This window comes from Bacillus sp. FJAT-28004, from assembly GCF_001280845.1.
Lineage (GTDB): Bacteria > Bacillota > Bacilli > Paenibacillales > Paenibacillaceae > Pristimantibacillus.
The window spans coordinates 727,573-753,231 of record NZ_LGHP01000002.1; the positions used below are offsets into that span (position 1 = coordinate 727,573).

The window sequence follows — 25,659 nt, forward strand, 5'->3', positions numbered from 1 at the left end:
TAAAAAAGCACATGATAGATAGGTGGTGAGCTTCATTCATGCGAAAAAAAATGAGCCTGATTCTGCTGAGTATCTTTATATTGATTGTAGCTTCGGGATGCCAAAGTCAAGAATTAACACATAAAGAACAAGATTTAGTCCGAGTGAAATCCTTAAACGGTGAAAACAAAAAGAAAGTCGTTCTACTGCTGATCGATTCTTTAATGGCACAAGCTATTGATAAAGGCCTAGCGCAAAATGAACTTCCAGCCATAAAATTTCTGATCGAACATGGCCACTATTATAAGGATCTGGTCAGTTCTTTTCCCACCATGTCCGTGACGATTGATAGTTCTCTGTTTACAGGAACATATCCAGATGGTCATCGCGTACCTGGTTTGACATGGTATTCGACGAAAGAAAAAAAACTCATCAATTATGGAACCGGACCAATGGAGGTCATCAAAACTGGAGTTGATACGGTATTGGTTGATGCGTTAGTCCAATTGAACGGTAGCCACTTAAATGTACAAGCGCCTACCATTTACGAGGACTTGGCTCAACGTGGCATGAAATCCGGTAGTATTAATGGTTTGATTTATCGGGGCACCGTTAATCATACTTTATCCATTCCTCCCTTAATGCAAGGTTCATTGCCGAAAAAAATTTCTGTAAAAGGCCCGGATTATTTAGCTTTGGGTACATTGTCAGATCCGCTTAAAGGTATTCAAAAACTGCCTGATGGTTTAACTCGGCGCTTGGGTTTAAACAATCAATTTTCCATTGATACGGCTAATTATTTAATAAAGGCAAATAAATTGCCCGATTTTTTATACGTCTATTTACCTGATTTGGATCAGAAAATTCATAAAAATGGATCTACGGAACGAAATGGAATAAAGGAAGTAGATAGGCAGCTTCAATCTTTATTGCAAAGCTTTGGTTCGCCGGAAGAAGCATTGAACAAAGCTATCTTTATTACCGTTGGCGATAGTGGACAGACCCAAATTCTGCCTGCCCAAGATAACCCAATTATCGATTTACATTCCTTTTTCAATGACTATAAAGTGTTTACTCAGGGCGAACCCGTAACGGACGAAACGGAAATCGTTCTCGCCGTCAATGAAACCATGGCTTATGTCTATAAACTTAAAGAGGGGATGTCGCTAAAAGACATTGCCTCTTTATTAATAGCCGATCCTCGCATTGATTTTATTTCATGGAAAGAAAAGGAGTGGATCTACGTAACTCAAGGCGAAACTTCTAAAGAGCTCAGATTTAAAGCCAATGGAAAGTTGATCGATCCTTATCAACAAAAATGGGTGGTCGAACAAGATGCAGAGGTGTTGGATTTGAAAATAAACGCTCAGCAACATACATTGCACTATGGCAAGTACCCTGATGCACTGCAACGGTTATCCGGAGCTTTACATTCTCACCCCGGAGAATTTTTGGTTGTCACTGCAAAGCCAGGTTATGAACTGGCAGACAGAAGCTCACCAACGCACATAGGAGGTGGAGGCCATGGATCTCTTGGACAAGCGGAATCGCTGATCCCACTTATCATTAGTGGAACAGATCAAAAGCCGCAATTCTTGCGTATCATAGATTTAAAATCATTTCTAATTAAGCTTTTAACAAAGTAGCAGCATACTTTTACGATATTTGATATTTTCTAGTATAGTGTACAACTATAGAAATAAAGTATGGAGAAGGAAGGGCTGCCGGTTGGCAACCTTCCTTAACTAACTTGCAGGATAACATCATAGTCTTATGGAATATATTTGGATATTAAGGCTGTGAGGGGGAAAACATTTGCGTGATCGAGCATCTTCTCTATGTATCGTTAAAAGAAAAAAAACAATTTCACTTGAACAATACCCTGTTTCTGAACTTGAAAAGGGAGCGATTTAATGGGTGGTAAAATTGGACTAATAGCTATATTCCTCGTTTTTACTAGTTTAATTTTGAGAAAATGGCTTGTTGGAGCTGAAAAAGCGGAACTTTCAGATAGAGGTAAGAAAGTTAGGGTATGGGGAAGTATTATCATTGCACTCATTGCATTTACTATAATTATTTTAGGTGACTTAGAGGGAAATGCTTTGAAGTGGTTTTTGATGTTACTAATAATAACCAATGCGGGCTTTCAGTCATTTATAGATTGGAAGTATCTAAAGGGTTCGAAAGAATATATTGTTTCACTTATTGTACTACTCATTGGAGTAGCTTTAGTTTATTTCATTTTCTAATGTTTAGTAGATGTTGCTAATCGATAACCAATGATTTCTCTGCTTGCGTTTGTACATAGTCATTAAAGGAGATCAATAATGGAAATTAAAGTAGCAACAATTAATCACCTTTCCGCAATTGTCCGCTTATTAGCCGACGATGAATTAGGTAAAACACGTGAACAGTCTACGGACCCACTTCCTCAATCCTATATTGATGCTTTTCACAAAATCGAGCAACAAGTGGGTAATTCATTAATTGTTGCGATGGATAACGATGAAGTCATGGGTTGTCTTCAACTTACAATGATACCTGGAATTGCTCGATTTGGTGCCATGAGAGCACAAATTGAAGGTGTTCGTGTTGACCGACGTTATCGAGGCAATGGGGTTGGAGAAAGCTTATTTCGTTATGCGATCGAGGAAGCGAAAGCGAATTCCTGTCATTTGGTTCAACTAACGACTGATAAAAATCGTAAAGATGCCCACAGATTCTACGAGCGCCTGGGTTTTGTAGCTAGTCACGATGGTATGAAGCTTTTACTCGATAATTAATGTATTTGATGTAATAGAGTTGAAGGCTAGATGAATCAAGCAATTGATTTATCTAGTCTTTTTTTTGTCCAAATCTTAAAAAAGTCAATGTTGAAAGAGCAAGAAATGGCTTACGATGAAACTATTGTTTTTGTTGCTTTTGAGCACAATCTTCTAAATAATGAAAATGTGTAAACGATGAAAACGCTTAACGAACATGTCTCATCAAAAAACGTGACTAAGTTGCCGCTTCATGGCAAACTTGGCGTAAATGGAGGCGGTACTTATCCGTACGGGGTTTGGCAGAATGAAGAGCTCGCTTTTGTTTCGCTTCGCTTTATTGCTGGCTTTGATGTTGATACCGATCATCTTGATCGGGAATAACTTTTACTCTGGAGGAAGGGAGTCGCTGCGGCGGGAAATATCCAACTCGATGGAGTCCCGGGTTGAAGCGAATATACGCGCGATGGAGAAGGAAGTCGAACGTATTCAACTGCTGCAGTTTGATTTAATTAACGACGAGTCTCTGAACAAGTTGGCGGTTATTCCAGGCTACATGAACCAATACGACAAAAGCCAGGCCATTCTAATGGTGCAGGATAGGCTGTTTGCACTGAAAAACAGCAGCGTATATATTTCGGATGTGTCGGTTCATATACCCTCGATCAACCGCACGATATCTGCTATGCAGGGAACGGGCGCGATGGCAAATGAGCAATTCCATGACACTAGCGAGCTCGCCAGGAAGAGTCCGGGCAAAGCGATATATTTCCTTCACCATATTCCCTATATTGTACTCCTTCACGAGGTAAGCGGTTTGTACGAAGCGGAAAATGCGATGTATTCCATTATTGTAGAGCTTTCTCCGAATGAACTGAGTAAGTCACTTTCCTCTCTAGAAAGCAGCGAGAACAGCGGCTCCGTTCTAAGCGATTCGAACGGCGATTTTATTATTCGCACTCATCATTATGAGAATCCCTATTTAGATCAGTACATCGATCAATATAAATCAGGTGCGCCAAATGAATACGAGAATATCAGAAGTGTTGGGGAGGGAGATAACAGAGTGCTCGTATCCTCCCGTTTCTCTCAACTTCTCGGTTTCTCGCTTATTCATTTTGTTCCTGAGAAACATTTGTTCAACAATCTACATCGTTACCAGCAGCTGTTCTGGGTGTTAATAGCAGTGTTTTTATTCTTTATTATTGTGCTTTGTTTTTCCCTGTACCGTATGATCCATCGGCCGTTGCTGGCGCTTCTGCGCGCATTCAGGAAGATGGAGAAGGGCGAATTGGACGTTACGATCACCGAAAACAGCCGCAGCGAGTTCGGATATTTGCTCCAGGGCTTTAATAAAATGTCCCGTTATATGCGGGAATTGATTGAACAAGTATATACGCACAAAATATTAGTTCAACGAGCTGAGCTGAAGCATCTACAATCACAAATTAATCCTCATTTTCTATATAACAGTTATTTCACTCTGTATAACATGATTGCTGTAGAGGATCATGACAGTGCCAAGCAGTTCGCTTCACAGATGGGCAGTTATTTACAGTATATTACTCGCAATTCCTCAGATGAGGTTCCGCTTTACGAGGAGGCTAAACATGCTACGATTTATGCGGAAATTCAGGGAAGGCGTTTTCGACTGCGAATGAAGGTCAAGTGCGGCGAGGTGCCTACCTCTTATCGGGAGGTTAAAGTGCCGCGTCTTATCCTTCAGCCATTAATCGAAAACGCTTTCGAGCATGTGTTTGACCATATAGAAGAAGGTGGACTTCTGTCCATTACTTTCGAAGAGCAGGAAGATTGTCTGCTCATTCGTGTGGAAGACAATGGCTCACTTTTGGATCAGGAACGACTAGAGACCTTAGAGCGGCTGCTGAGAACGGATGAAAGTACGATTGAAACGACCGGCCTTCTTAACATTCATCGAAGGTTGCGTATGAAATACGGGGATAGAGGCGGAATCGTTGTGGGGCGTAGCGGCCTTGGAGGATTGGAAGTTCGGTTGGCTATATGGAAGGGGGACAAAGAGTATGCTTAGATTGTTAATTGTTGATGATGAGCCCGATATTGCAGACGGTCTCTACACACTTCTGCAGGAACGTTTTCCGGTCGAGTTCGAATTATACAAGGCCTATTCTGGAAAGACGGCACTTGAATGGTTAAGGAGGGGAAGGTTCGACATCGTAATGACCGATATTCGGATGCCTGTTCTTGGCGGAATGGAGCTTCATAAGCATATTCGCAGACTGTGGCCCAGATGTAAGGTTGTTTTTCTGACGGGGCATAGCGAATTCGATTATGTTTATGAGGCTATACATTATGACAATACCAGCTATCTGCTTAAGACCGAAGGTCATGAGACGATTTTGGATACCATCGGCAAGCTGGCGGAGGATATAGCCGGAGAACAGCAGATTGAAGGTCTTATGGTCAAAGCGATGCAGCAGATGGAACAAACGCTGCCGCTGCTACAAAACGAGCTGTTAAGCGAACTGCTTTATAGCGAATCTTTCGATAGGCTGAGCAGGTCCGATCAATTTGAGGAACTGGGTATTCCGCTGGATCCGAAGCGTCCAGTCCTCATTATGATGGCTAAACTGATAGGGTTGGAATCAGGATCGAGACAAATCGGCAAAGCTCAGCTTCATGCGGGGATGAAGGTGCTCGAGGAGCAATATGGCTATTCCCACCTGCATATGAAGTATATATTTGTCGACAAGGAAACCATGGTCTGGTACATACAACCGGCAGTCAGCCATTCAGAAGAACAATTTGAAGAGCCTGCTTTGTGGAGTGGCATTCTACTTGCCGTCCGGGAATATGCAGAGAATGCGGAGGCCGCATGTCTACTCTCTTTCGATATTTCGTTATTGTTCCTGCTGGACAAGTCTCCATGCGAGTGGGAAGACATCGCCGACCGCTGGGCTATGCTGGAGCATGAATATCATCGTCAATCCGGTGATCGAAACGGGGTTGTTCAAGTCGAATTCGACGAAACGGAGCTCTATCGGACGAAGATGCTGCGCAAAACGGATTTGTTTGGCGAATATTTAGCAAACGGCCAGGCCGAAGCGTTCGATTCCGCCTGGGAGCGTTTCACAGCCGAGCCAACGCGAGTCGAATCGGTTTACTCTGGGCTTTCGCTCGTTTTCTTGCGCCATATCCATCGGTTCAATTTGCAGGAGCGTCTATCGGTGCGCACTGATTTGTCAATTTTAATGCAGCCAGCAGTTGGTCAAATTGATCCTGCGTCATGTATGGATTATTATTATCGACTTGCCATGACGATTTTTGAGATGCAGCAGCAGGATCAGGCGGAACGGCGTGATCGGACAATTGATCATGTGAAGGGTTATATTCACGACCACCTGGGTGATGATCTCTCATTGGTGCGTTTATCAGAGATTGTAAAGTGGAATCCCTCTTATTTATCCAGAGCGTTCAAAAAGGTAACGGGCACGAACGTGCTCACTTATATCCATGAGGCGAAGCTGAAAGAAGCCATGCGGATGCTGGTTCAACCAGATCTGAAAATTCATGAAATCAGTACTGCGCTTGGCTTTATTTCACCGCCCCATTTCACACGATTTTTCAAGAAAGCAAGCGGTTATACCCCACAGGATTATCGAGCGCTAGAAGAACGATAATGGGTTGATTAGTTAGGCAAGCTTCTGCACAAAGGTAAAAAATAGATAAGCAGAAGTAAAGAAATGGCCTGTTACGTTAGTTGATGTAACGGGCTTATACTTTATTTAAGCAAGTGATAGCGTTTACAACAAAAGGGGGAATGAACATGCAACACAAAAGTCTGAAGCGATATCTGATATTCGCTGCAGCAGTCATGCTTCTCATAACATCAGCATGCAGCACTACGAATAACGGAGCAAATGGAAATACGGGCAAACAAGAAAACACTGCAAACACAGGAGATAGCAAGGGCGCAGGGAATACGGAAGACAAATCAGTTGCCGCTGATCCACTTGGTAAATATGAGCCTGCGATTGAAGTGTCAACCGTGAGGTGGCTGCCGCCATCTATCAAGTTCGAGAAGGGTGACAGCATTGACAACAATATCTGGTATCGCTCTTATGAAGAGGAGCTTGGTATTAAGCTAATCAATGAGTGGAGTGTTCCACAGACGCAGTGGCAGCAAAAAATGAATGTGACCATCGCATCAGGCGATATTCCGGATATTTTGACAGTGTCGGCCAATGAGTTGAAGCGTCTTGTCGATGCCGATATGGTCGAGGACATGACGGAAGTATTCGAGAAATATGCTTCGGATAAAACCAAGCAAGTTATAAGTAATGATGGAGGCAACGGAATGAAGGCCTCAACCTTCGAAGGCAAATTGCTTGCACTGCCTGGTGTTACCTTCACGGGTACCGGGGCGCAGATGTTATGGATTAGGCAGGATTGGCTGAAGAAGCTAAATTTGTCAGAGCCAAAATCGATGGAGGACGTATATCGCATCGCCGAGGCTTTTGCTAGTCAAGATCCTGATGGCAACAACCAGAAGGACACGATAGGGCTGGGTGGAATCAATAAGGATTTGAACTCTTTAATGGGCTTCTTCGAAAGCTTCCATGCTTATCCGGGACGCTGGGTCAAAGATGATTCTGGACAGCTTATCAATGGGGATATTCAACCTGGCCTCAAGCCGGCGCTGCAGAAGCTGCAGGATCTGTTCAAAGCAGGTCTGATCGATCCAGAGTTTGCGGTCAAGGATCAGGCTAAAGCTTATGAGCTGATTGCCGGCAACAAAACGGGCATGTTCTACTCAGGCGAAGGCGCCGTGTGGTGGCCGTTGACGGATCATTATAAAAAGGAAAAATCGGATTGGAAGCCGTATCCACTAATTTCCTTTGACGAACAGCCTGCAAGCACCTCGGGTGGCATTCCGGTAGGGAACTATTATGTCGTTCGCAAAGGTTTCAAGCATCCGGAAGCGCTTGTGAAGCTGCTTAATTTTGCAGTAGAGAAGCAGTATGGTCCAGAAGGACGACTGGATGCCTATTGGTACGGCGGAGAAAACAAAGAAATTAATGTATCTGCATTTGCAGCTGTCATCATAAGTGATCCACTGGAGCTCATTAATATTCACAGGGGTGTTCAAGCATCGGAAGATGCAGGACAGTATGTGGATAACCCGATTGCTGATGTAAAACATCATTATGATCTCTACAAGCTGTGGTTGTCGGGCAAATTTAAAGACAGCAACGAGGAAGGGCAAGCCTGGTCTTCCTACAAATGGGCTGGACCTGGAGGCGGCATGAATGTAGTCAGCGACTATGTGAAGGAAAACAAGTACCTTGTTGATGAATATTCGGGACCGAGCACGCCAACGATGACAGCCAAGAAAAGCACACTGGATAAGATGAAGCTGGAAGTGTTCACGAAAATTATTATGGGGCAATCGGATGTTAGCGAGTTCGATAAGTTTGTAGCGGATTGGAAGAAATTTGGCGGAGATTCGATTACTGCTGAGGTCAACGAATGGTATAAGGCTAAACAATAACCTGAGAATGGAGAGGAAGCAGGCTTGATTCGCTTGCTTCCTTTCTTACTCTATCAGCTTAGAAAGGAATGATAATGTTGCAAGCGGCGACCGTCAAAAGAAGACGACCTTGGAAGAAACATCTCCCTCTGCATCTTATGCTGGTGCCCGGAATCGTTTTGTTGATCATGTTTCATTATATCCCTATGGCAGGGATTGTCATTGCCTTCCAGGATTTTATTCCCGCAAAAGGTTTCTTCGATTCCAAATGGGTGGGTTGGAATAATTTCGAGTTTATGCTCCAGATGCCTGGGATTGGTCAGGTATTATGGAACACGATTTTTATTGCATTTCTGAAAATAATCTTCGGTCAAATTGCACCTATTGTGACGGCTTTACTGCTTAATGAAGTGCGGAAATCATCGATCAAGAGATCAGTGCAGACCCTCATTTATTTACCTCATTTCCTTTCGTGGGTCATTCTTGGCGGCATTCTGATCGATATTCTCTCACCGTCACAGGGACTGCTGAATGAAGTGATTAGCTGGTTTGGAATGGAACCGTTATTTTTTCTCGGCAATGATAAGCTGTTTCCTTATGTGCTGGTTGTCACGGATGTGTGGAAGGAATTCGGGTTTGGCACCATTGTGTATCTTGCTGCACTTACCAGCATTAATCCTACGTTATACGAAGCAGCAATCATGGATGGGGCCGGCAGATGGAAACAGACGATACATGTGACATTGCCAGGTATGCTGCCCATCATTGTACTGCTCGCGACGCTGGGCCTTGGCGGAGTGCTGAATGCAGGCTTTGACCAAGTGTTCAATCTGTATAACCCACTTGTCTATCGTACAGGGGATATTCTGGACACCTTCGTGTATCGACTAGGCCTCATTGATGCCCAATATGCGGTTGCGACAGCGGTCGGCCTGTTCAAATCGGTGGTCTCTTTGATTTTTGTAGGAGCATCGTACTGGCTGGCTTATCGATTAGCTGGTTACCGTATTTTTTAAGGAAAGGAGTGGCAGTTATGGACTTCAATGATTCACTTGGACGAAAAGTTTTTCTTATTTGCAATAATATCTTTCTTATTTCATTAGCCGTTGTTTGCTTGCTTCCTCTCATTAATATATTGGCTCTGTCCTTTAGCTCAAGCTCGGCGGCGACGGCGGGGGCAGTCAAGCTGTGGCCTGTTGATTTTACGCTGAGCTCCTACAAGTACGCACTGTCCAAACCGGAATTTTTACAGTCGCTATTCGTTTCCATTGTGCGGGTTGTCCTCGGAACGATCATCAGTTTATTGGTGGTCATTATTTCCGCATATCCGTTGTCAAAGGAACGGACGGACTTTCCCATGCGCACCTTCTATGTGTGGTTCTTCTTTGTAACAATCCTGTTTAGCGGGGGACTAATTCCTACTTACATGGTCATTCGAAATTACCATATGCTTGATACGATCTGGGCACTTGTACTTCCAGGCGCTGTGGCGGTGTTTAACATCGTGCTGCTGCTCAATTTCTTTCGTGGTACACCCAAAGAAATTCAGGAGGCTGCCCTTGTTGACGGATGTACCCACTGGCAATTGCTTTGGAAAATGATGGTTCCGATCTCGATACCTGCACTGGCAACAATTTTGCTATTTACATGTGTAGGTCAGTGGAATTCCTGGTTCGATGGACTGATTTATATGAACTCGCCTGTAAATTATCCGTTGCAGACGTATTTGCAGACACTTGTTGTAAGTACGGAACTATTTACCGCAGGGGGTAACCTGACAGCGGAAGATATGAAGGCACTAGCGGAGGTATCCGACCGTACAACCAAAGCCTCGCAAATTTTTCTTGCTGCACTGCCTGTGCTTGTTCTTTATCCTTTTTTGCAAAAATATTTCATGAAGGGCATCGTGCTGGGCAGCGTGAAAGGATAGATTTACGGAACATCATTACATCATATCGGGAGGAATGGTTTGTGATGAAGATGAAGTTACTGCTTGCGTTGCTTATGCTGGCAACTTTTATGAATGTTGGGGAGGTGCATGCTGTGAACGTGGAAAATAAGCAGGTCTCTTCAAAAATCGTTACTTGGGAAACGCCAGATTGGAAACAAAAAAACAACAGTTTTTCGGTTTGGATACGAGAGAAAGGCAAGAAAACTTGGGAGGAGCTTTATGTTTATAACGTAAAGAACGGCGAGCAGAAGGAGCAAGATGTGCCTACGGATGCAGCAATGGTTAACGTAGACTTTACAGGTACAGTTGAGTTTAAGGTAACTTACAACACGGATAAAATCAAAGATTATGAAATACGCCCGTCGGCTTACGGGATAAACGCTAGGAAAACAGGAGGAAATACATTAACCTTTTCGCTCACGCAAAATAGCAAAGCTCCATTAAAGCCCACCATTATGGTGAATGGCAGCTGGAGTGAGGGCAATTTACACATCCTTTCAAACACGCCTGAGAACGATGCTCCTTCACAAAACGCCGCGAACGTCTATGTTATAAATCCTGGTGACCCTATCCCGCTTTATTTGCCAACTGGAAAAGATACTTATTATTTCAAGCCAGGCGAGCACGAGTTGCCTAAGGGCATGTGGGTTGAGCTTGATCTCGAGGATACCATTCAACTGGAAAAGTTTGATTTGGTGCAGCTGCTAACTAACTCCCAATGGTTTGCAAAAGGACCTCAACGATTTATTATTGAGGCCAAGGAGAAAATCGACGACCCGTATGTACAAATATACGATGGGTACGAGAACAATAGGGAAGGAACAGTCACCGATTTATTAAGCAACGTTAAGGCGAGATATGTGAAGCTTGTCCTATTGGGTAATACCGGTTCAAGTCATTATGTAATGACATCATTGGCAAGCGAATTCAAGCTTTATAAAAAGGGAGATGATTCTACAAATATTGCAAAGGGCAAAGCGATAAGAGGAGCTTTCCCCGGTTACTCTAATATAACGGATGGCAATGATTCCACTACTTATATGTCTTCTACTGGTTATGGCAATTGGCATGCGGGAGAAGCGTTTTATATAAGTCAGAGCGGTACGAATGTTTATTTGGCGCCAGGCTCGCTTGTCAAAGGGTCAATTTCTGCTGATGATCTGAGCAACATTACAATCAAAGGCCGAGGTATCATGTACGGTGGTGATCTTTTGCGGCCTAGAAATTACGCCGAGGGGCGAAGCGGGGCGATATGGATTACCAGAAGTACCCAATCAGCAGTGGAAGGCATTACACTGATCGATTATCCGATGTGGTCAGTTGTTATGAACTTTACGGATCAAACGTCGATCAAAAACATAAATTTTTTCGGATCTATGGTCAATGCTGATGGTATTCACCTCTCCGGCAGCAAAAATGCGCGTGTTTCAGGCGTATTCATAAGAACGACGGACGATAATTTTGTCATTTATCATTATGGAGAGAGTTCAAATATATCGGTGAAGGATTCAATCTTCTGGGCAGATAATGCCCGCCCGATATTGCTGGGGCTTGGCGATACGCCTAATGCGACCATCGATAAGGTTAACTTTGAGAACATCTATATCTTGAATCAGCGAGGCGTTTGGGACTTGAATAAATATAACGGCGCCATTCAAATCTGGGCAACAGGAGGGAACAAGATAAGCAATATTGCTTTTAAAAATATTCATATCGATGAGTTTGAAGCTCCGGAAGACTCTATGCTTTTTCAAATCAAGACAGAAGAGATGGCTGCTGGGATTTCACCGGGTTCTGTAAGCAACGTCTCCTTTAACAATATCTTCTACCGGGGTAAGCTTCCAAGAAAATCTCTGATTTATGGCGTTGACGATATCCATAATGTGAAGGGGATTTTATTTAACCATTTTAAAATTAATAATACTTTATTGTCTTCTGCTAACATGAATCAGTATATAGAATTTAAAGGGAAGTATTCGGATATAAAGTTTAAATAGAGCCTGAAAAATGAAAATTAAGAAAGGCTCGCCAACCTAGACATCGTAAAAAAAGTCAGTGTTTTGCACACATAATAACCAAGCAACAGCTCCTATCGAATGATGATATGGAGCTATTTGCATATTGCTTTTAATAAACGCAATAAATGAGGTGTTGATTCTACAAGGATTTACATAGCATTCTATTAATTAAATAAACAAAAACATATACAAAGTATAAAAATATAATTATTATTAATTTATAAAAGCAAGGGAGGAAAATATGAAAAACTTTATTATATTCGGAGCGAGTAAAGGATTGGGAGAAGCATTCGTCAAAGGATTACCTGAAATGGGTGATAACGTATGGATGGTATCCAGAAGTTGCCCGGATAGTTTGAAACTTAACGACGGTGTTCATCGTTATTGGATAGAAGCTGACCTAGCGTTATCTGATGCAAGCGAAAGGATTGCGAGTACATTAGGTGACGTTGCCGTTGACGTATTCATATATAATGTTGGGATATGGGAAAGCAAAGGATTTATGGATGACTATGATTTTGAGAAAGATGATCCTAACGAAATTGCAAAAATTATTAATGTTAATGTAACATCCGCAATCACATGTATCCAAAAGCTGTTGCCGAATCTAAAAAAATCGGATAACGCAAAGATCTTCTTAATCGGATCTACAGCAGGTCTTGAGAATAATGATTATACACAAATATCATTTGTAGCTTCAAAATTCGGATTACGTGGAATAAGCAATGCTTTACGAGAACATGTAAAGAAATATGGAATAGGTGTAACTTGCATAAACCCAGGAGAAATCGCTACCCAGATCCCTTATGAAGATGGAATAGAGAAGGTTTTATCGGCTTATAACGGGACACAGATTCCGCTTCAGGATATCGTATCATTGGTCAAATGCGTGATGAACCTCTCCAGGGCGTCATGTGTAAAAGAAATTAATATTCCCGCAATGCTCGATATGAGTGTATGATTGTGCAAATGGTACAGGATAGTGGAGGAAGTGAGGTGACAAATCAATGATGAACATTGGAATTGATGCTGGTGGTACGCTTATCAAAGTCGCATATATAAAGAATGGTTCGCTCGAGTTTAAAAAGTATCCAATTTCCCAATTGGATCATGTGGCATCATGGATTAGCGGATTAGAAAACACTAAGATCTGTATTACGGGTGGTAAAGCAGCTTTATTGAAATCATTAATGAGTCAAAAAGCAGAACAAATCGTTGAATTTGAGGCAACATGCAGCGGCGTCCGATATCTTCTTGCAAAGTACGGAATATCAGAGGAAGCATACATATTAACGAATGTTGGTACTGGAACTTCGATTCACCATGTAGATAAAAGTGAGCAACAACGGATCGGTGGTACTGGGGTTGGCGGAGGCACAATGATGGGACTATCTCAGCTGTTAACGGGGTTATCCGATTATGACACCATAGTACCATTAGCAGCCAAGGGGATTCGAGATCGAATAGATTTGAAAGTAAGTCAGATTTATAAAGGTACAGTGCCTCCAATACCAGGAGATTTAACAGCAAGTAATTTCGGAAACATTCTCGCAATGGCATCTACAGGTGAATTGGAAAAAGAAGAGCTATTGGCTTCTGTAATGGGTATGGTAGGGGAAACAGTGGCAACTGTTAGTGTGCTTGCGGCTGGACAATGTGGCGTATCCTCCATTATTTTCATCGGTTCGTCTTTTATTCAAAATGAATTTCTTAAAGAAGTAGTCCAAAGTTATACGAAGCTTAGAGGAGCACAGCCCATTTTTATCGAAAATGGTGAGTATTCAGGTGCCGTTGGAGCTTTATTGCATGTGAGTAAGTAAACGGAATGGCACAAATTATCATTGGTTTAACAGGAAAAGTTAGTTCATCATAGGAGGGCGCCGTTTGGCGTCCTTCCCTGTTTAATATGATAATAATGGTTCGACTCAACATATATGAGAGCGCTCACAAAAACACTTGCCAGTCCACAACGGTTGGAGTAAGTTATTAGTATAAAGGAGGAATGAAATGATGGAACGGACTAATCTTCATTTACCTAGAAGTCAGCCGGAAGCACAAGGAATACCCTCCGCAGCTGTGATAAATTTTTTGAATGCTGTAAAAGAACGAAATTTGGAACTGCATAGTCTTATGCTGCTCAGGCATGGACAAGTGGTAGCAGAGGGTTGGTGGAAGCCTTATGCATCAGATATTCCTCATATGCTGTTCTCACTTAGCAAAAGCTTTACTTCAACCGCAATCGGTCTCGCTGCCTCGGAAGGGAAACTGTCGGTCGATGATACGATCGTATCGTTTTTTCCGAATGATGCTCCAGAGGAGATTGAGCCAAATCTATCGGCAATGCAAATTCGTCATTTGCTGATGATGGGAACGGGCCATGACAGTGACACAACAAGCAGACTGCAGCTGAGCGAAGATGGAAATTGGGTCAAAGCGTTTCTCGAAGCTTCTGTTGAGCATGCACCAGGCACACATTTTGTCTACAACAGTGGAGCTACATATATGCTATCAGCGATACTACAGAAGGTGACCGGTCAAACGCTGCTTGAATATTTGCAGCCGCGTTTGTTTGAACCGCTTAGTATTGAAGGAGCGACATGGGAATCCTGTCCTCGGGGAATTAATGTCGGTGGCTGGGGGCTAAACATCACCACGGAGGATATCGCTAAGTTTGGTCAGCTTTATTTGCAGAAAGGCGTGTGGAATGAACAGCGTCTTTTGCTGGAGGAGTGGGTTGATGAAGCGACGTCCGTACAAATATCCAATGGAGACGGCGGAGTCAGTGATTGGGCTCAAGGTTATGGCTACCAGTTCTGGCGATGCCGGCACGGAGTGTATCGCGGTGATGGTGCGTTCGGTCAATTCTGCATCGTAATGCCGGAGCAGAATGCGGTACTGGCTATGACTAGCGGCACTAACGATTTACAGGGTGTCATGGATGCGGTGTGGGATCACTTGCTTCCGGCAATGGAGCTGTCGCCGCTTACCCCAGATCAGGATTCGTCAGCGAAGCTTGCGGCTGAGCTACAGAATCTAAACTTACCTCTACAACGGATACAGTCGGATTCACCACTAGAAGCAGCGATCACCGGCAACGAATATAAGCTCGAAGACAATGAACAGCATTGGAAGAGCATTTCCATGTCCTTCGAAAATAATAAAGCAGTTATCACTTTGAGGAAGTCGGATAATGAATATACGACTATTCTCGGCCGAGGCGATTGGGTGGAAGGTATCACTCGGCTGTTTCAGGATGTGGATACACGCGTAGTTTCCAGCTTTACCTGGGAGAAGGAGGATACACTTCAGCTGACCTTGAGGTTTATCGAAACGCCATTTGCCATTACTAGTCGGATTCTGTTTGATGGAGATCATATCATATGGAATCAAAAATCAAACGTATTATCCGATCAGTCTGAAATTCGAGGACGGATAACGGAATTGGCTTAGTTCAACAATAAGAACTATCAAAGACTGTCGGTTTAATCCGGCAGTCTTTGTTATGCTTTTATCATTAACGTAGGATAGCCTACTAAGCCAGTTTAGGGAACAAGCCTCCTTGAATACTGTCTCCAGCATTTAGTCCCAATCCTTCTGTACAGGCATGTGATTTTCCATTGTATATCGTGCCATCCGGCATGAAAATAATGGCAAGCGCACGCCGTGGTTTATCGGTTTGATTAGCGTTGGCATAGTGGAACGTCAATCCGTCATGAAAGGTACAGCTTCCGGCTTTCATGCGTACAACCACCGCTGTGTTCCGATCCACGTCATGGGCTCCTGCATCGGCAAATATGTCACTTGGGGTAACTAAGTCGATACTTTTTAAATTTTTAATTTTTTGTGATTTCGGAACAAACATCATACAGCCGTTGTTCTCGTCCACATCATCGAGCGCAATCCAAATGGAGAAAGCTCCTGTTTTCTGCATTGGCCAGTATGGCCAGTCTTGGTGCCAAGGAGTTGGCTTAGAGTCATTGGGCATCTTCAAGAGGGCATGATCATGAAATAAACGAATCCCATCAAAGCCGGTTAGCTGTTTACCCATATCAGCAAAACGGCTGCCTAACACGAACTGAGCCATTCCACCATGATCTCTCCAAGTGTTCACTCGCTGATTCAGCACCTTAAAGTATGAGCCGCCTTCATTGTCGGTCTGAATGGAATTCCCAGTCGAATCACTCATTACTTCTTGAAGATACGTCCTCAGTTCTTGCAGCTCTTCCTCAGAAAGTACATTATCCACTTGAACGAAACCATTTTCGCGATAAAAAATGATTTGCTTTTCAGTCAAAACCCTCTTATCATTCAACATAGAAATTCTCCTTTTTTATATGAAGTTCTTATATTCACTTTAAGTCAGAAAGCTGTTCGGATTCTTGGATGATCTACAAAAAAAGTAGGACGATCTGCTAAGGGGGATGGACTGGACTTGTCTATTCTAAATGGAAATGCCTATTTCGAGGACAGAGAATTCCCTTTCTTTATACAACGCTACCAAATAAAAAAAGGCGAAGTCATTCCTGCGCATACACATGATTTTGTCGAGTTTGTGTATGTGGTTAAGGGAGGGGCTCTGCACGAAATGGCAGACCAACGTTACCCGCTTGCAACCGGTGACGTATTCGTTATCGAGCCTCAAACCTATCACGGTTACTTCAACTCCGATGGGGAAGAAACTGTCGTATACAACCTCCTATTTGAGAAACAGCTGCTGCAAAAAGAATTAGGCGTACTGCTGCAAATACCTGCCTTCATTAATTTCTTTTATCTCGCTCCTTTTCTAAGGAAAAACGCTTCTTTTGTACCGTACATATCGCTAAACGAGCATCAACGGGGGCAAATAGAATTCCTTCTCCAAAAAATTCATAATGAATTTTACGAAAAACCGATCGGTTATCAGCTCGTCATTAAGACAAATTGGATCGAATGTTTAGTATTGTTAAGCCGTTATCAGGAAGACAACGGGAACAGAAATAAAAATGCGTTGCCACAAGAAGACTGGATGAGTTCAATCCTGCATTTCGTAGAACAAAACTACCGGCAGCCTTTATCGTTGAATCAGTTATCCCGTACATGCGGCATGAGTGTATCATCCTTCACGGCAAAATTCAAAAAAACGACAGGTATGAGCTTTGTGGACTACAAACATTCCCTTCAAATCCGGCATGCTTGCGAATTGTTGAAGGACCACCGAAACAAAGTTGTTCATGTCGCATATAGTTCTGGGTTTCAAGATGTCAGCTTCTTCAACCGGATTTTTCGCAAACATATGAGTATGACTCCGAGACAATTCCGACACGAAAAGTAGAGTTTTATCAACTGAAGTGGATTAGGATTGGTAAAGAACGTACGTATAATATGAGCGATATACTATAATAATCATGGGGTGAGATCTAAATTATGAATAAGGATATTGCGTTGCTCGTAATTGATGTTCAAAACGGCATGTTTCAGGAAACAGATCCCGTATATGATGATCATGGTTTGCTTGAGCGCATACGTGGACTTATCAAAAAAGCTAGAGCATGTGATACTCCCGTTATCTATGTCCAACATAATGAAGGTGAAGGTGAACCGTTAGAAACCAATAGTCAAGGTTGGGAAATTCACCCCATGATAGCTCCTGTTGGCGGGGACACTATTATTCAAAAGCATACGCCCGACTCGTTCCATGAAACGAATCTCCATACGGAATTGGTGACGCTTGGGATTAAAAAAGTTGTTATCGTGGGTGTTCAAACAGATTTGTGTATCGATGCAACAAGCCGTCGAGCCAGCGAATTAGGCTATGAGGTGACGGTGGTCAAAGACTGTCATAGTACCTGGAGTCAAGGTAATCAAAGCGCATCACAAATTATAGCGGACTACAACAATCATTTTCGATCATTTGCGGACAACCTTGAGTCGTCGAATATCGAATTTTGCTCGAAATAAAATCGATGATCAAGATGTGGCTTTATGGCGAAATTGGTTGAACATACAGGTGTAAGAGTGTAAGGTTAACTACATTAGGCTAACTGGCAGAAATGAATGAGAACTATATTGGAGGAAACATTATGAGTCAACGCTATAGAATTACAAGGACATTGCAGGATCAGGGCCAATCGGCGCAAATGATAACTTTGGAAGAGTGCAAAAGTTATTTCGCAACCAAACCTGATTTTTCCTATACGTCAGTATTTACTGTAAAAGGCTCTACGAGCATGTCCATCGAAGGTGATTTTTTTATGTGGAGCTTTGGCGATACAACGATCCCATTCAGACATTATCAGGGGGATATTTACGTATCCGGAACAAATGAAGCAGTGATCCCTAAGATGGTTGAGGTTGCGAGCGAATTACTTGCAGATGTGGTCGAAGGGTAATGATATGGAAAAACGAGATAAAAAGATATTTTATTAGGATATCCTCTTTACATTTGTGGTAAAGTATGGAATATCAGCGAAAGGTGGAGTGATGATGCAAATTTCGATTGATCAGAAGGGGAATTCAAAGGTTGCGATAATAGAAAGCTCAGACATTGAAATTAGCAGTGTTCAAGAGGCGCTGGATTTGATGGCAACTGTGAGTTACACAGATGACTGTAATAAAATAATGATTAACAAATCGAATATAACAGAGGAATTTTTTGATTTAAAAACAAGACTTGCCGGAGAGATATTGCAAAAGTATACGAATTATCATGTTAAAATTGCAATCGTAGGAGATTTTGAAGGGTATGACAGCAAGAGTTTAAAGGATTTTATTTACGAATGTAATAAAGGCAAGCAGGTTTTCTTTCAAAAAGATAAACAGGCTGCCTTTTCTCACGTTAATGAGCAGCTATCTGTTTCTTACTTCCTCCGTGCCATCCTGATACGAGAACACCGACTAATACGAGAGCAGCACCGATATAACCTTTGAATGGCAATAATTCATGGATGAACACAAATCCGAACAAAGCGGCAAACAGCGGTTCTAGAGAAAAAATAAGCCCTGTACGGATAGGCGTCGTATATTTTTGTGCCAAAGGCTGAACAACATATCCAAATGCACTGCACACAATGCTTAATACGAGTACCGATATCCATCCTTCTGATGTATCAGGAAATTTGGGTGTTTCGAGTAGAAAAGAGAAGAGTAAGCCAAAAGCACCTGCAAATCCCAATTGTAAAATGCCTAAGTTTAACGTATTCGTTGTTTTAGCCGCAGAATCGGTAATCAGAATATGTATGGCATACAATAAGGCACCCAAAATACATAAGAAATCACCAGGATATATTTTCAAGTCGCTGTTTAAGGTAAGGAATCCTATACCTATGATGGCAAGGCAAACGCCAATGACAAGGCTGAGTTTGAGTTTTTTCTTGAACACAGTGACATAAATTAAAGGGACAAAAATAACAGTTAAGCTAATTAAAAATCCGGCGTTGGAAGTCGTGGTCGTTTTTAGACCAAACATAATGGCTGTAAATACACCGAATAATAGAAATCCAAGCAATGCTCCATACTTTAACGTCTTCAGGTCGGTGTGACGCAAATTTTTATAGAAGAGGGCGGCGGATAAAATGAACGCAAGTCCGCAGCGGAGAGCAATCAGGTTAAATTCTTCTATAGAACCCAGCCCTAGCTTCATAAAAATATAAGACGAACCCCAGCAAATCGTGACCATCAAAATTAGTAAATCGGCTTTCAGCGGTTTCAATCTGTACCATCCTTTGTTTAGCAAGTGTTTGTCATTCGAACTCGATGGTTACCAAGTACAAAAACAGTATACTAAGCAAGGATTAACAAGTATATTGAATGTTTGTTATGATATACATTAGTAAATCTCATGTAAGGGGCGAGTTACCATTGAGCATTAATAGATACGAAGTTTTTTTGAAAGTAGTCGAACAGGGAAGTCTGACAAAAGCTGCTGATCTGCTTGGTTTCACGCAATCGGGAGTAAGCCATATGATTAAAAGTTTGGAAATAGAATTGGGTTTTGCTCTCTTACTACGCGGACGGTCAGGGATAAAATTAACGGCAAACGGAGAGCAAATGTTAAAGCCAATCCGTGAAATTATAAATTGGAACGAACAATTGAAACAGGTAGTGGCATCGATTCATGGTTTGGAGGTGGGTACGATCCGGATTGGCACCTTCACAAGCGTATCGGTTCACTGGCTTCCTGGCATGATTAAACAATTTCAGAAAGAGTATCCAACCATCGAAATTAAGCTAATGGAAGGTGATTATCAGGAAATAGAAAGCTGGATTGAAGAGGGGCAAATTGACTGTGGATTTATATCCATTCCTACTCGCGGTACATTTGAGGTTATTCCTCTTAAGAAGGACCGAATGCTGGCTATTCTACCGCGGGATCATCCATTAAGCGAGCTGTCCTATTTGCCTTTAGCTAAACTCGAAAATGAGCCGTTCATTATTTCGAGTGAAGGATCTGATTATGATGTCAGACGGGTTTTAGATCATGCGTCGATTAAACCCAATATTAAGTTTTCATTAGGGGATGATTTTGCGATTATTGCAATGGTAGAGAATGGGCTAGGTGTGAGCATACTCCCTGAGCTTGTGCTTCAAGGACGGGACCACAATGTGCATGTCATGGAATTAGAGGAGCGCAGCTACCGATCACTCGGAATTGCGGTCCAATCCATGAAAAATTCATCACCTTCCGCAAGACGGTTCGTGAATTATGTCCAGCAATGGTTGGAGGATTGGGAGCAATGAAAAGCAGGTTGACAGCATAACAGTAAATAGAAATGCAGTAGAGTTAAAAAGTGTTTTATAGTAAAATATACTAAAAATTCAATTAATTAAGGAGGCATCTTGTGATTATCGAAACGGATAGGTTAATGATAAGAGATTTTGTGACCAAGGATTTTGATGACATACATGTCTATGCATCGGACCCATTCGTAGTAAAGTACATGTTATGGGGGCCAAACTCAAAAGACGATACACAAAATTATCTTAGTATGGTAACCGAAATGCAAAAACAAGAGCCTCGCCTTGGTTATGAGTTTGCGGTGGTCATGAAAGAAAACAATCAGTTGATCGGTGGCTGTGGAATCCATGTCTGCGGCCCATCACAAGGAGAGTTAGGTTATTGTTTTAACCAAGCTTACTGGGGAAGTGGTTTTGCAACCGAAGCTGCAGATGCCTTGCTTCAATTTGGCTTCCGTGAGCTCGGTCTTCATCGAATATATGCAACCTGTCGCCCAGATAACCTTGGATCCGCTAAAGTGCTGCAAAAAATAGGGATGAAATATGAAGGACATATTAGGGAGCATATGCGGCATAACGGGAAATGGCATGACTCCTATCAATACTCTATTTTAGAAAATGAATATAATGATTACCCAAACAATCATAGGAGGTGCCTTACCCCGTGAAAACAATAGGTCTTATTGGTGGAATGAGCTGGGAGTCATCTTTGCTCTATTACCAAACCATTAATCAAAGGGTAAAAGAAAAGTTAGGGAAACATCATTCTGCAAAAAGTCTCATGTATTCAGTAGATTTCCAAGAAATCAAGACTCTCCAGGATCAGGGGAAATGGGATGAAGCGACAAAAATTATGATTGATTCCGCTCAAAAACTAGAATTAGGTGGAGCAGAGTTCATTGTAATATGTGCGAATACGATGCATAAAATGGCAAAAGAAGTAGAAGAATCAGTTTCTATCCCGTTGCTTCATATCGCTGATGCAACAGCAACCGAAATTGTTAAGGATGGATTTAAGAAAGTCGCTTTGCTGGGAACGATTTATACTATGGAACAACCATTTTATAAGGGTAGACTCGCCGAAAAGTTTGGGCTTGATGTATTCATTCCAAATGAGTCAGAAAGAAAGATTTTACATGACATCATCTATCAAGAGCTTTGCCTTGGAATCATTAATGAAGAATCCAGACAATCTTACTTGAAAATCATTACTCGTCTTAGCGAGCAGGGAGCAGAGGCTATTATTCTTGGATGTACTGAAATAACACTGCTTATATCGCAAGATAATTGCAGTATCCCACTTTATGATACAGCAAGACTTCATGCTGAATGTGCAGTTGACTTTGCTTTGGATTAGATCAAAAATTCACTACGATTAACAGGCAGTTTTAAATGAAAAAGGCGACCGTTAAGGGCAATGTCACTAAGATAAGCTCAAAGACAAGACCGGGAATAAAACGGAATTCGAAACGGCATGGGGGATAAGCCCTATGCCGTTTGTTTTTTTTGCTATGTATGAAAAAATGGTCTCTTTATGAATACAAAATATATTTAGTTATTCAAAACGAATAACTTTGTATATAATAATGCTTACCACACAAATCATCCCAGCTCAGAGAAAGTCGATAAATGCTTACTCATGCATAGAAATTTAATCGAAATGGAGGATGAAGAAAGTGAATGTAAGAAACAAAATAGTTGTATCCGGTATCATTTCATGCTTGTTCGCCACGCAGCTCACGGGTTTGCCGCTGGGAAGCTGGAATCAGCCAGTACGTGGAGGCAGCTTGGGGATTGCGAGCGCCGCCGAAGCGCCGCCTAAAGCTAGCATGGTCAAGTGGGGGGAGTTCCATGAGGCGCTTGCTGCAGGTGATCCGGCCGATACCCAGCATGTGTCCAATCTGCATGACGAGCTTGATGGGCTGGATGACTTGAATGACCAGACGCTTATTGATCCGGTATGGAATAAGATACTCCTAAAGCTCCCTGCCCATGTCGATAAAGTAAAAGTGAAAGCCGATCTTTTTCGGTTTTTAAAAGCGGTCATCGTCAGCCAATTTGATCCGAAGGCTAGCGAATTGGAAAATATCCGCGGCAATGCCGATTACCGCGCAGCGCTTCAAGCAATCTCTGCGGCGGCGGGGCAGCCAAGCCTGACACTCGAGGATTTTCTAATCTTCTTATATGGCGACGGCAACAGCCGCAAAGGGCTTGATGGGACCATCAGGGAAGAAATCCGTAATATGGACCCGTTTTCGCTAATGGCGCTGACGCAGGAAAGAGAGAAGGTAAACGCTCTTCTTTTCTCCGAACTGAAGGAGGTGCTTGGGTTATCGAACGACTATCAGGTCAGCAGGGTTTTCCGCAATCTAGGGGTGACCGCTCTGAACGTGCAGGAGATGCTGCAAAGCTTTGGGAATAGGCTGCAGCTCGATACGGATGCTTTTGTCGGAATCGCCGTCGCCTATATGCGCTCGAATGTGAGCACCAGTTACCGTATAGCCCATTACGATGGCAATGTCACGGACGGCCGTATTTATCATTATGATCTAGGATTATTCGGAGCCTATGTGTTGCCTTCTCAACTGGTTTGGTCCAAACGTTCGGGAAGCTCTGATCTGAAGGTCTTTCCTAGCGGAGGCATGGAATTAGTTTACCCTGCAGCCAGCGCAGAAGCGCTTATTCAAGTCAACCTGCTTCATCCATACGGCGGTCCGGATAAGGTAATCCTCGAGAAAGAGGTGAGGCATTCGCATTCATTTGCGGACTTCCCGGAGGAGCCTTTCTTCACGAGAATGGGCAAGCTGTACGGTACGCTTGAAGAGGGGCCTCCTTCTGACTTGTCAAATGTACGCAGCTTGCAGGAGGAGTGGGCGGCTCTTGATGTGAATTCAAACTTGCAGTTGCTCGGTCCCATTGGGAATAAGCTCACGCCAGCTCAACCGGACGGGATGAAAATTGCCCTGTTTCAGCTGCTGAAAGAGACCGCAGGCTTGTATTTCGACGCGCAGGAAGCCCGGTTGGATGCCATTCGCACTAACGCTGACTATAAGCTGCTGCTTAATAACATCATCCCGATTTACTCCAACGGCGCTGAGCAGCTTCTGATCCTGCTGTTCGGTGATGACGCCGCCCGAGGCGGGGTGCAAGGCGAATTGCTGGGACTTCTTGCAGGACAATCTCCGCAGGACTTGATCGCCCTGCTTCATAATAAAGAGAAGCGCAAGCAGCTGCTTCGATCGGCAATCGATAAGGTGCTGAGTGAATCGGATGACGGACAGCGAGCGACATATTTTTATGCTTTGGGCAGCGCTCTTAAGCATAGAGGAGTGACAACGGAGGACATTATGAGCGTCATAGGCAGCTTTGAAGAAAAGCTGGCACATAGCGAATCGGCTGCAAGTGCCATGCTGAGCGCCTACTTCCGCTCCGAAACACAGGAAACGGCGCTCATTAGCGATGATGGGCTGCGGCATACTTATGCTTTGACTACACTTGGGAAGCCCCTTCCTACTGAACTTCTGACATGGTCCAAAGTATCAGGCAGCGATGCCGTGACGGTGAAGCCTGATGGCGTCGTTACGATCCCGCCATATACGCAGGAGGTGTCTGCTGTCATCCAGGCGAAGGCGATCAGCCCGGATGGACAATCGGAGAGCATTCTTTTCCGGAAAGAAGTAACATTGAAGGCTGCCGATACGGGAAGCGAGCCCGCTATTCCAGCGCTCCTACTGGAGCGTATGAATAGGTTGCACGAGGCTATTGCAGCGGGAGGCTCCCAGTCGGTACAGAAAATACATGCCATTCAAGAAGAAATAGCCGGGCTTGACGATAACGAGATGCAGTTTCTCATAGATCCGATCTGGAATAAAATAAGCGAAAAGCTGCCAGCCTCCGTTGATGCATTACCGTTAAAGACCAGCCTATTCCGATTGATCAAGGCTGCTGGTGCCTTACAGTATGACCCTCAGGCGTCTGAGCTTAAGGCCATGCTGGCGAATCCCGAATATCAGTCTGCGCTAGCCATCCTGACGGAAGCCGGCGGCAGCGCGGATGTGAGTATCGACGATATGGTTGTTTTTCTATTTGGCGATGGGAGTCAGGCAAAGGGAATCGAGGGAACCGTCCGCGATATTTTGGCTGCCAAAAAACCAAAAGAAATTACAGCGCTATTTTCAAATAAGAAAGCGGTAAGCTCCCTAATCAATCAAGCTTTAACCGAAGTATTGCAGCAAAGAGACCGGTATGCAGTAAGTGAATGGTTTCATGGATTAGGTATTACGGCGGCTGAGTGGCAAGCCGTTTCCGTAGGCTTTCAGCAAGCGCTGGAGAAGGAGAAGCCGGCAATGAATGCTTGGCTAATGGCATATATTCGTTCCGAGGTTCAGGAAACGGCGACTATTAGCGACAATGGCACGAAGCATCAATACAGGCTTAACGTATTAGGGGCAGAGCTGCCGTCCACGTTCGTGAAGTGGATTAAGCTGTCTGGAGACAAAGCGGTCAATGTGAAGCTTAACGGGACCGTTTCCCTTTCGAACAAACAATCAAGCGGAAGAGCGGTCATTCAAGCCGTATGGCTGAATGCTTCTGGGGGGAATGTAAAAGTTATTTTTCAGAAGGAAGTAGAGCTCGTCAAGGAAGCGGAATAAGAACAAACGTTAAATATGGCTACGGGATTGACTTTTTCGGATAAGCGGCTCATTCTCCAAGGAGATTGCAGCTGCT

The 25,659-nt window shown here is 43.2% G+C and carries 23 protein-coding genes and 1 pseudogene; 22 read left to right on the forward strand and 2 right to left on the reverse strand.

Features of this window, described 5'->3' with window-relative positions; all coding sequences use genetic code 11:
* The first annotated feature begins 38 nt into the window (after positions 1-38).
* The 14 genes from AC787_RS25220 to AC787_RS25280 all read left to right on the forward strand — a co-directional run bounded on the left by AC787_RS25220 (position 39) and on the right by AC787_RS25280 (position 15,669).
* Positions 39-1,625, forward strand: a complete 1,587-nt coding sequence (locus AC787_RS25220) for an alkaline phosphatase family protein (RefSeq protein ID WP_054027712.1) — start codon at positions 39-41, stop codon at positions 1,623-1,625.
* Between the two features lie 267 nt (positions 1,626-1,892).
* Positions 1,893-2,228: a DUF4181 domain-containing protein gene (locus AC787_RS25225; RefSeq protein WP_054027713.1), complete on the forward strand. Its 336-nt coding sequence runs from the start codon at positions 1,893-1,895 to the stop codon at positions 2,226-2,228.
* A 78-nt stretch (positions 2,229-2,306) separates the two neighbouring features.
* Positions 2,307-2,762, forward strand: coding sequence for a GNAT family N-acetyltransferase (locus AC787_RS25230; RefSeq protein WP_054027714.1), 456 nt, complete (start codon positions 2,307-2,309; stop codon positions 2,760-2,762).
* Positions 2,763-2,792: 30 nt separating this feature from the next.
* The gene (locus AC787_RS34185) at positions 2,793-2,936 is read left to right on the forward strand and encodes a hypothetical protein (RefSeq protein WP_161807571.1); all 144 of its coding nucleotides are present in this window, start codon (positions 2,793-2,795) and stop codon (positions 2,934-2,936) included.
* Positions 2,937-2,939: 3 nt separating this feature from the next.
* The gene (locus AC787_RS34190; protein ID WP_054027715.1) at positions 2,940-3,125 is read left to right on the forward strand and encodes a hypothetical protein; all 186 of its coding nucleotides are present in this window, start codon (positions 2,940-2,942) and stop codon (positions 3,123-3,125) included.
* Positions 3,049-4,791: a sensor histidine kinase gene (locus tag AC787_RS25240; protein WP_161807572.1), complete on the forward strand. Its 1,743-nt coding sequence runs from the start codon at positions 3,049-3,051 to the stop codon at positions 4,789-4,791. Before AC787_RS34190 ends, AC787_RS25240 begins: the two co-directional genes overlap by 77 nt.
* Entirely contained in the window at positions 4,784-6,400 is a 1,617-nt protein-coding gene (locus AC787_RS25245) for a response regulator (protein ID WP_054027717.1), read from the forward strand. Before AC787_RS25240 ends, AC787_RS25245 begins: the two co-directional genes overlap by 8 nt.
* Before the next feature lie 146 nt (positions 6,401-6,546).
* Positions 6,547-8,271 carry an extracellular solute-binding protein gene (locus AC787_RS25250; RefSeq protein ID WP_054027718.1) on the forward strand — a complete coding sequence of 575 codons (1,725 nt, stop codon included), beginning with the start codon at positions 6,547-6,549 and terminating at the stop codon, positions 8,269-8,271.
* 74 nt (positions 8,272-8,345) lie between these two features.
* Positions 8,346-9,266 (forward strand): ABC transporter permease, encoded by a 921-nt coding sequence (locus AC787_RS25255; RefSeq protein WP_054027719.1) that lies wholly within the window; start codon positions 8,346-8,348, stop codon positions 9,264-9,266.
* Positions 9,267-9,283: 17 nt separating this feature from the next.
* Entirely contained in the window at positions 9,284-10,180 is an 897-nt protein-coding gene (locus AC787_RS25260) for a carbohydrate ABC transporter permease (RefSeq protein WP_054027720.1), read from the forward strand.
* A gap of 44 nt (positions 10,181-10,224) precedes the next feature.
* Entirely contained in the window at positions 10,225-12,198 is a 1,974-nt protein-coding gene (locus AC787_RS25265; protein WP_054027721.1) for a glycosyl hydrolase family 28 protein, read from the forward strand.
* A 262-nt stretch (positions 12,199-12,460) separates the two neighbouring features.
* Entirely contained in the window at positions 12,461-13,180 is a 720-nt protein-coding gene (locus tag AC787_RS25270) for an SDR family NAD(P)-dependent oxidoreductase (protein WP_054027722.1), read from the forward strand.
* Positions 13,181-13,226: 46 nt separating this feature from the next.
* Entirely contained in the window at positions 13,227-14,039 is an 813-nt protein-coding gene (gene coaW, locus AC787_RS25275; RefSeq protein WP_321166164.1) for a type II pantothenate kinase, read from the forward strand.
* A 187-nt stretch (positions 14,040-14,226) separates the two neighbouring features.
* Positions 14,227-15,669 carry a serine hydrolase domain-containing protein gene (locus AC787_RS25280; RefSeq protein ID WP_054027723.1) on the forward strand — a complete coding sequence of 481 codons (1,443 nt, stop codon included), beginning with the start codon at positions 14,227-14,229 and terminating at the stop codon, positions 15,667-15,669.
* An 82-nt stretch (positions 15,670-15,751) separates the two neighbouring features.
* Here AC787_RS25280 and AC787_RS25285 read toward each other — a convergent pair whose 3' ends face one another.
* A complete protein-coding gene (locus AC787_RS25285) occupies positions 15,752-16,534 on the reverse strand; it encodes a phytanoyl-CoA dioxygenase family protein (protein WP_054027724.1) in 783 nt (260 codons plus the stop codon).
* Positions 16,535-16,651: 117 nt separating this feature from the next.
* On the opposite strand from AC787_RS25285, the gene AC787_RS25290 reads away from it, so the two are divergent.
* From AC787_RS25290 to AC787_RS25305, 4 genes and pseudogenes are all read left to right on the forward strand, one after another.
* Entirely contained in the window at positions 16,652-17,530 is an 879-nt protein-coding gene (locus AC787_RS25290) for an AraC family transcriptional regulator (protein ID WP_054027725.1), read from the forward strand.
* A gap of 92 nt (positions 17,531-17,622) precedes the next feature.
* A complete protein-coding gene (locus AC787_RS25295; RefSeq protein WP_054027726.1) occupies positions 17,623-18,156 on the forward strand; it encodes a cysteine hydrolase family protein in 534 nt (177 codons plus the stop codon).
* Positions 18,157-18,278: 122 nt separating this feature from the next.
* On the forward strand, positions 18,279-18,587 hold the full coding sequence (locus AC787_RS25300; RefSeq protein ID WP_054027727.1) for a hypothetical protein: 309 nt from the start codon (positions 18,279-18,281) through the stop codon (positions 18,585-18,587).
* Between the two features lie 94 nt (positions 18,588-18,681).
* Positions 18,682-19,029: pseudogene (locus AC787_RS25305) on the forward strand (DUF4180 domain-containing protein); the annotation flags it as partial.
* A gap of 4 nt (positions 19,030-19,033) precedes the next feature.
* Here AC787_RS25305 and AC787_RS25310 read toward each other — a convergent pair.
* Entirely contained in the window at positions 19,034-19,906 is an 873-nt protein-coding gene (locus AC787_RS25310) for a DMT family transporter (RefSeq protein ID WP_054027729.1), read from the reverse strand.
* 149 nt (positions 19,907-20,055) lie between these two features.
* Between AC787_RS25310 and AC787_RS25315 the strand changes: the two genes are divergently transcribed.
* The 4 genes from AC787_RS25315 (at position 20,056) to AC787_RS25330 (ending at position 25,583) form a co-directional block, all read left to right on the forward strand.
* The gene (locus AC787_RS25315; RefSeq protein WP_054027730.1) at positions 20,056-20,934 is read left to right on the forward strand and encodes a LysR family transcriptional regulator; all 879 of its coding nucleotides are present in this window, start codon (positions 20,056-20,058) and stop codon (positions 20,932-20,934) included.
* A gap of 101 nt (positions 20,935-21,035) precedes the next feature.
* The gene (locus AC787_RS25320; RefSeq protein ID WP_054027731.1) at positions 21,036-21,599 is read left to right on the forward strand and encodes a GNAT family N-acetyltransferase; all 564 of its coding nucleotides are present in this window, start codon (positions 21,036-21,038) and stop codon (positions 21,597-21,599) included.
* Positions 21,596-22,288 (forward strand): aspartate/glutamate racemase family protein, encoded by a 693-nt coding sequence (locus AC787_RS25325; protein ID WP_054027732.1) that lies wholly within the window; start codon positions 21,596-21,598, stop codon positions 22,286-22,288. Before AC787_RS25320 ends, AC787_RS25325 begins: the two co-directional genes overlap by 4 nt.
* Before the next feature lie 319 nt (positions 22,289-22,607).
* Entirely contained in the window at positions 22,608-25,583 is a 2,976-nt protein-coding gene (locus AC787_RS25330) for a hypothetical protein (protein WP_054027733.1), read from the forward strand.
* Positions 25,584-25,659: the final 76 nt, after the last annotated feature.

Excerpts from the sequence above, each read along its gene's own strand:
- AC787_RS25255 (WP_054027719.1), top strand. The coding sequence starts at position 8,346 with ATGTTGCAAGCGGCGACCGTCAAAAGAAGACGACCTTGGAAGAAACAT.
- AC787_RS25280 (WP_054027723.1), top strand. The coding sequence starts at position 14,227 with ATGATGGAACGGACTAATCTTCATTTACCTAGAAGTCAGCCGGAAGCA.
- AC787_RS25295 (WP_054027726.1), top strand. The coding sequence starts at position 17,623 with ATGAATAAGGATATTGCGTTGCTCGTAATTGATGTTCAAAACGGCATG.
- AC787_RS25285 (WP_054027724.1), bottom strand. The coding sequence starts at position 16,534 with ATGTTGAATGATAAGAGGGTTTTGACTGAAAAGCAAATCATTTTTTAT.
- AC787_RS25265 (WP_054027721.1), top strand. The coding sequence starts at position 10,225 with ATGAAGATGAAGTTACTGCTTGCGTTGCTTATGCTGGCAACTTTTATG.
- AC787_RS25220 (WP_054027712.1), top strand. The coding sequence starts at position 39 with ATGCGAAAAAAAATGAGCCTGATTCTGCTGAGTATCTTTATATTGATT.
- AC787_RS34185 (WP_161807571.1), top strand. The coding sequence starts at position 2,793 with ATGAATCAAGCAATTGATTTATCTAGTCTTTTTTTTGTCCAAATCTTA.
- AC787_RS34190 (WP_054027715.1), top strand. The coding sequence starts at position 2,940 with ATGAAAACGCTTAACGAACATGTCTCATCAAAAAACGTGACTAAGTTG.
- AC787_RS25260 (WP_054027720.1), top strand. The coding sequence starts at position 9,284 with ATGGACTTCAATGATTCACTTGGACGAAAAGTTTTTCTTATTTGCAAT.
- AC787_RS25230 (WP_054027714.1), top strand. The coding sequence starts at position 2,307 with ATGGAAATTAAAGTAGCAACAATTAATCACCTTTCCGCAATTGTCCGC.
- AC787_RS25240 (WP_161807572.1), top strand. The coding sequence starts at position 3,049 with ATGAAGAGCTCGCTTTTGTTTCGCTTCGCTTTATTGCTGGCTTTGATG.
- AC787_RS25225 (WP_054027713.1), top strand. The coding sequence starts at position 1,893 with ATGGGTGGTAAAATTGGACTAATAGCTATATTCCTCGTTTTTACTAGT.
- coaW (WP_321166164.1), top strand. The coding sequence starts at position 13,227 with ATGATGAACATTGGAATTGATGCTGGTGGTACGCTTATCAAAGTCGCA.
- AC787_RS25245 (WP_054027717.1), top strand. The coding sequence starts at position 4,784 with ATGCTTAGATTGTTAATTGTTGATGATGAGCCCGATATTGCAGACGGT.
- AC787_RS25270 (WP_054027722.1), top strand. The coding sequence starts at position 12,461 with ATGAAAAACTTTATTATATTCGGAGCGAGTAAAGGATTGGGAGAAGCA.
- AC787_RS25300 (WP_054027727.1), top strand. The coding sequence starts at position 18,279 with ATGAGTCAACGCTATAGAATTACAAGGACATTGCAGGATCAGGGCCAA.
- AC787_RS25250 (WP_054027718.1), top strand. The coding sequence starts at position 6,547 with ATGCAACACAAAAGTCTGAAGCGATATCTGATATTCGCTGCAGCAGTC.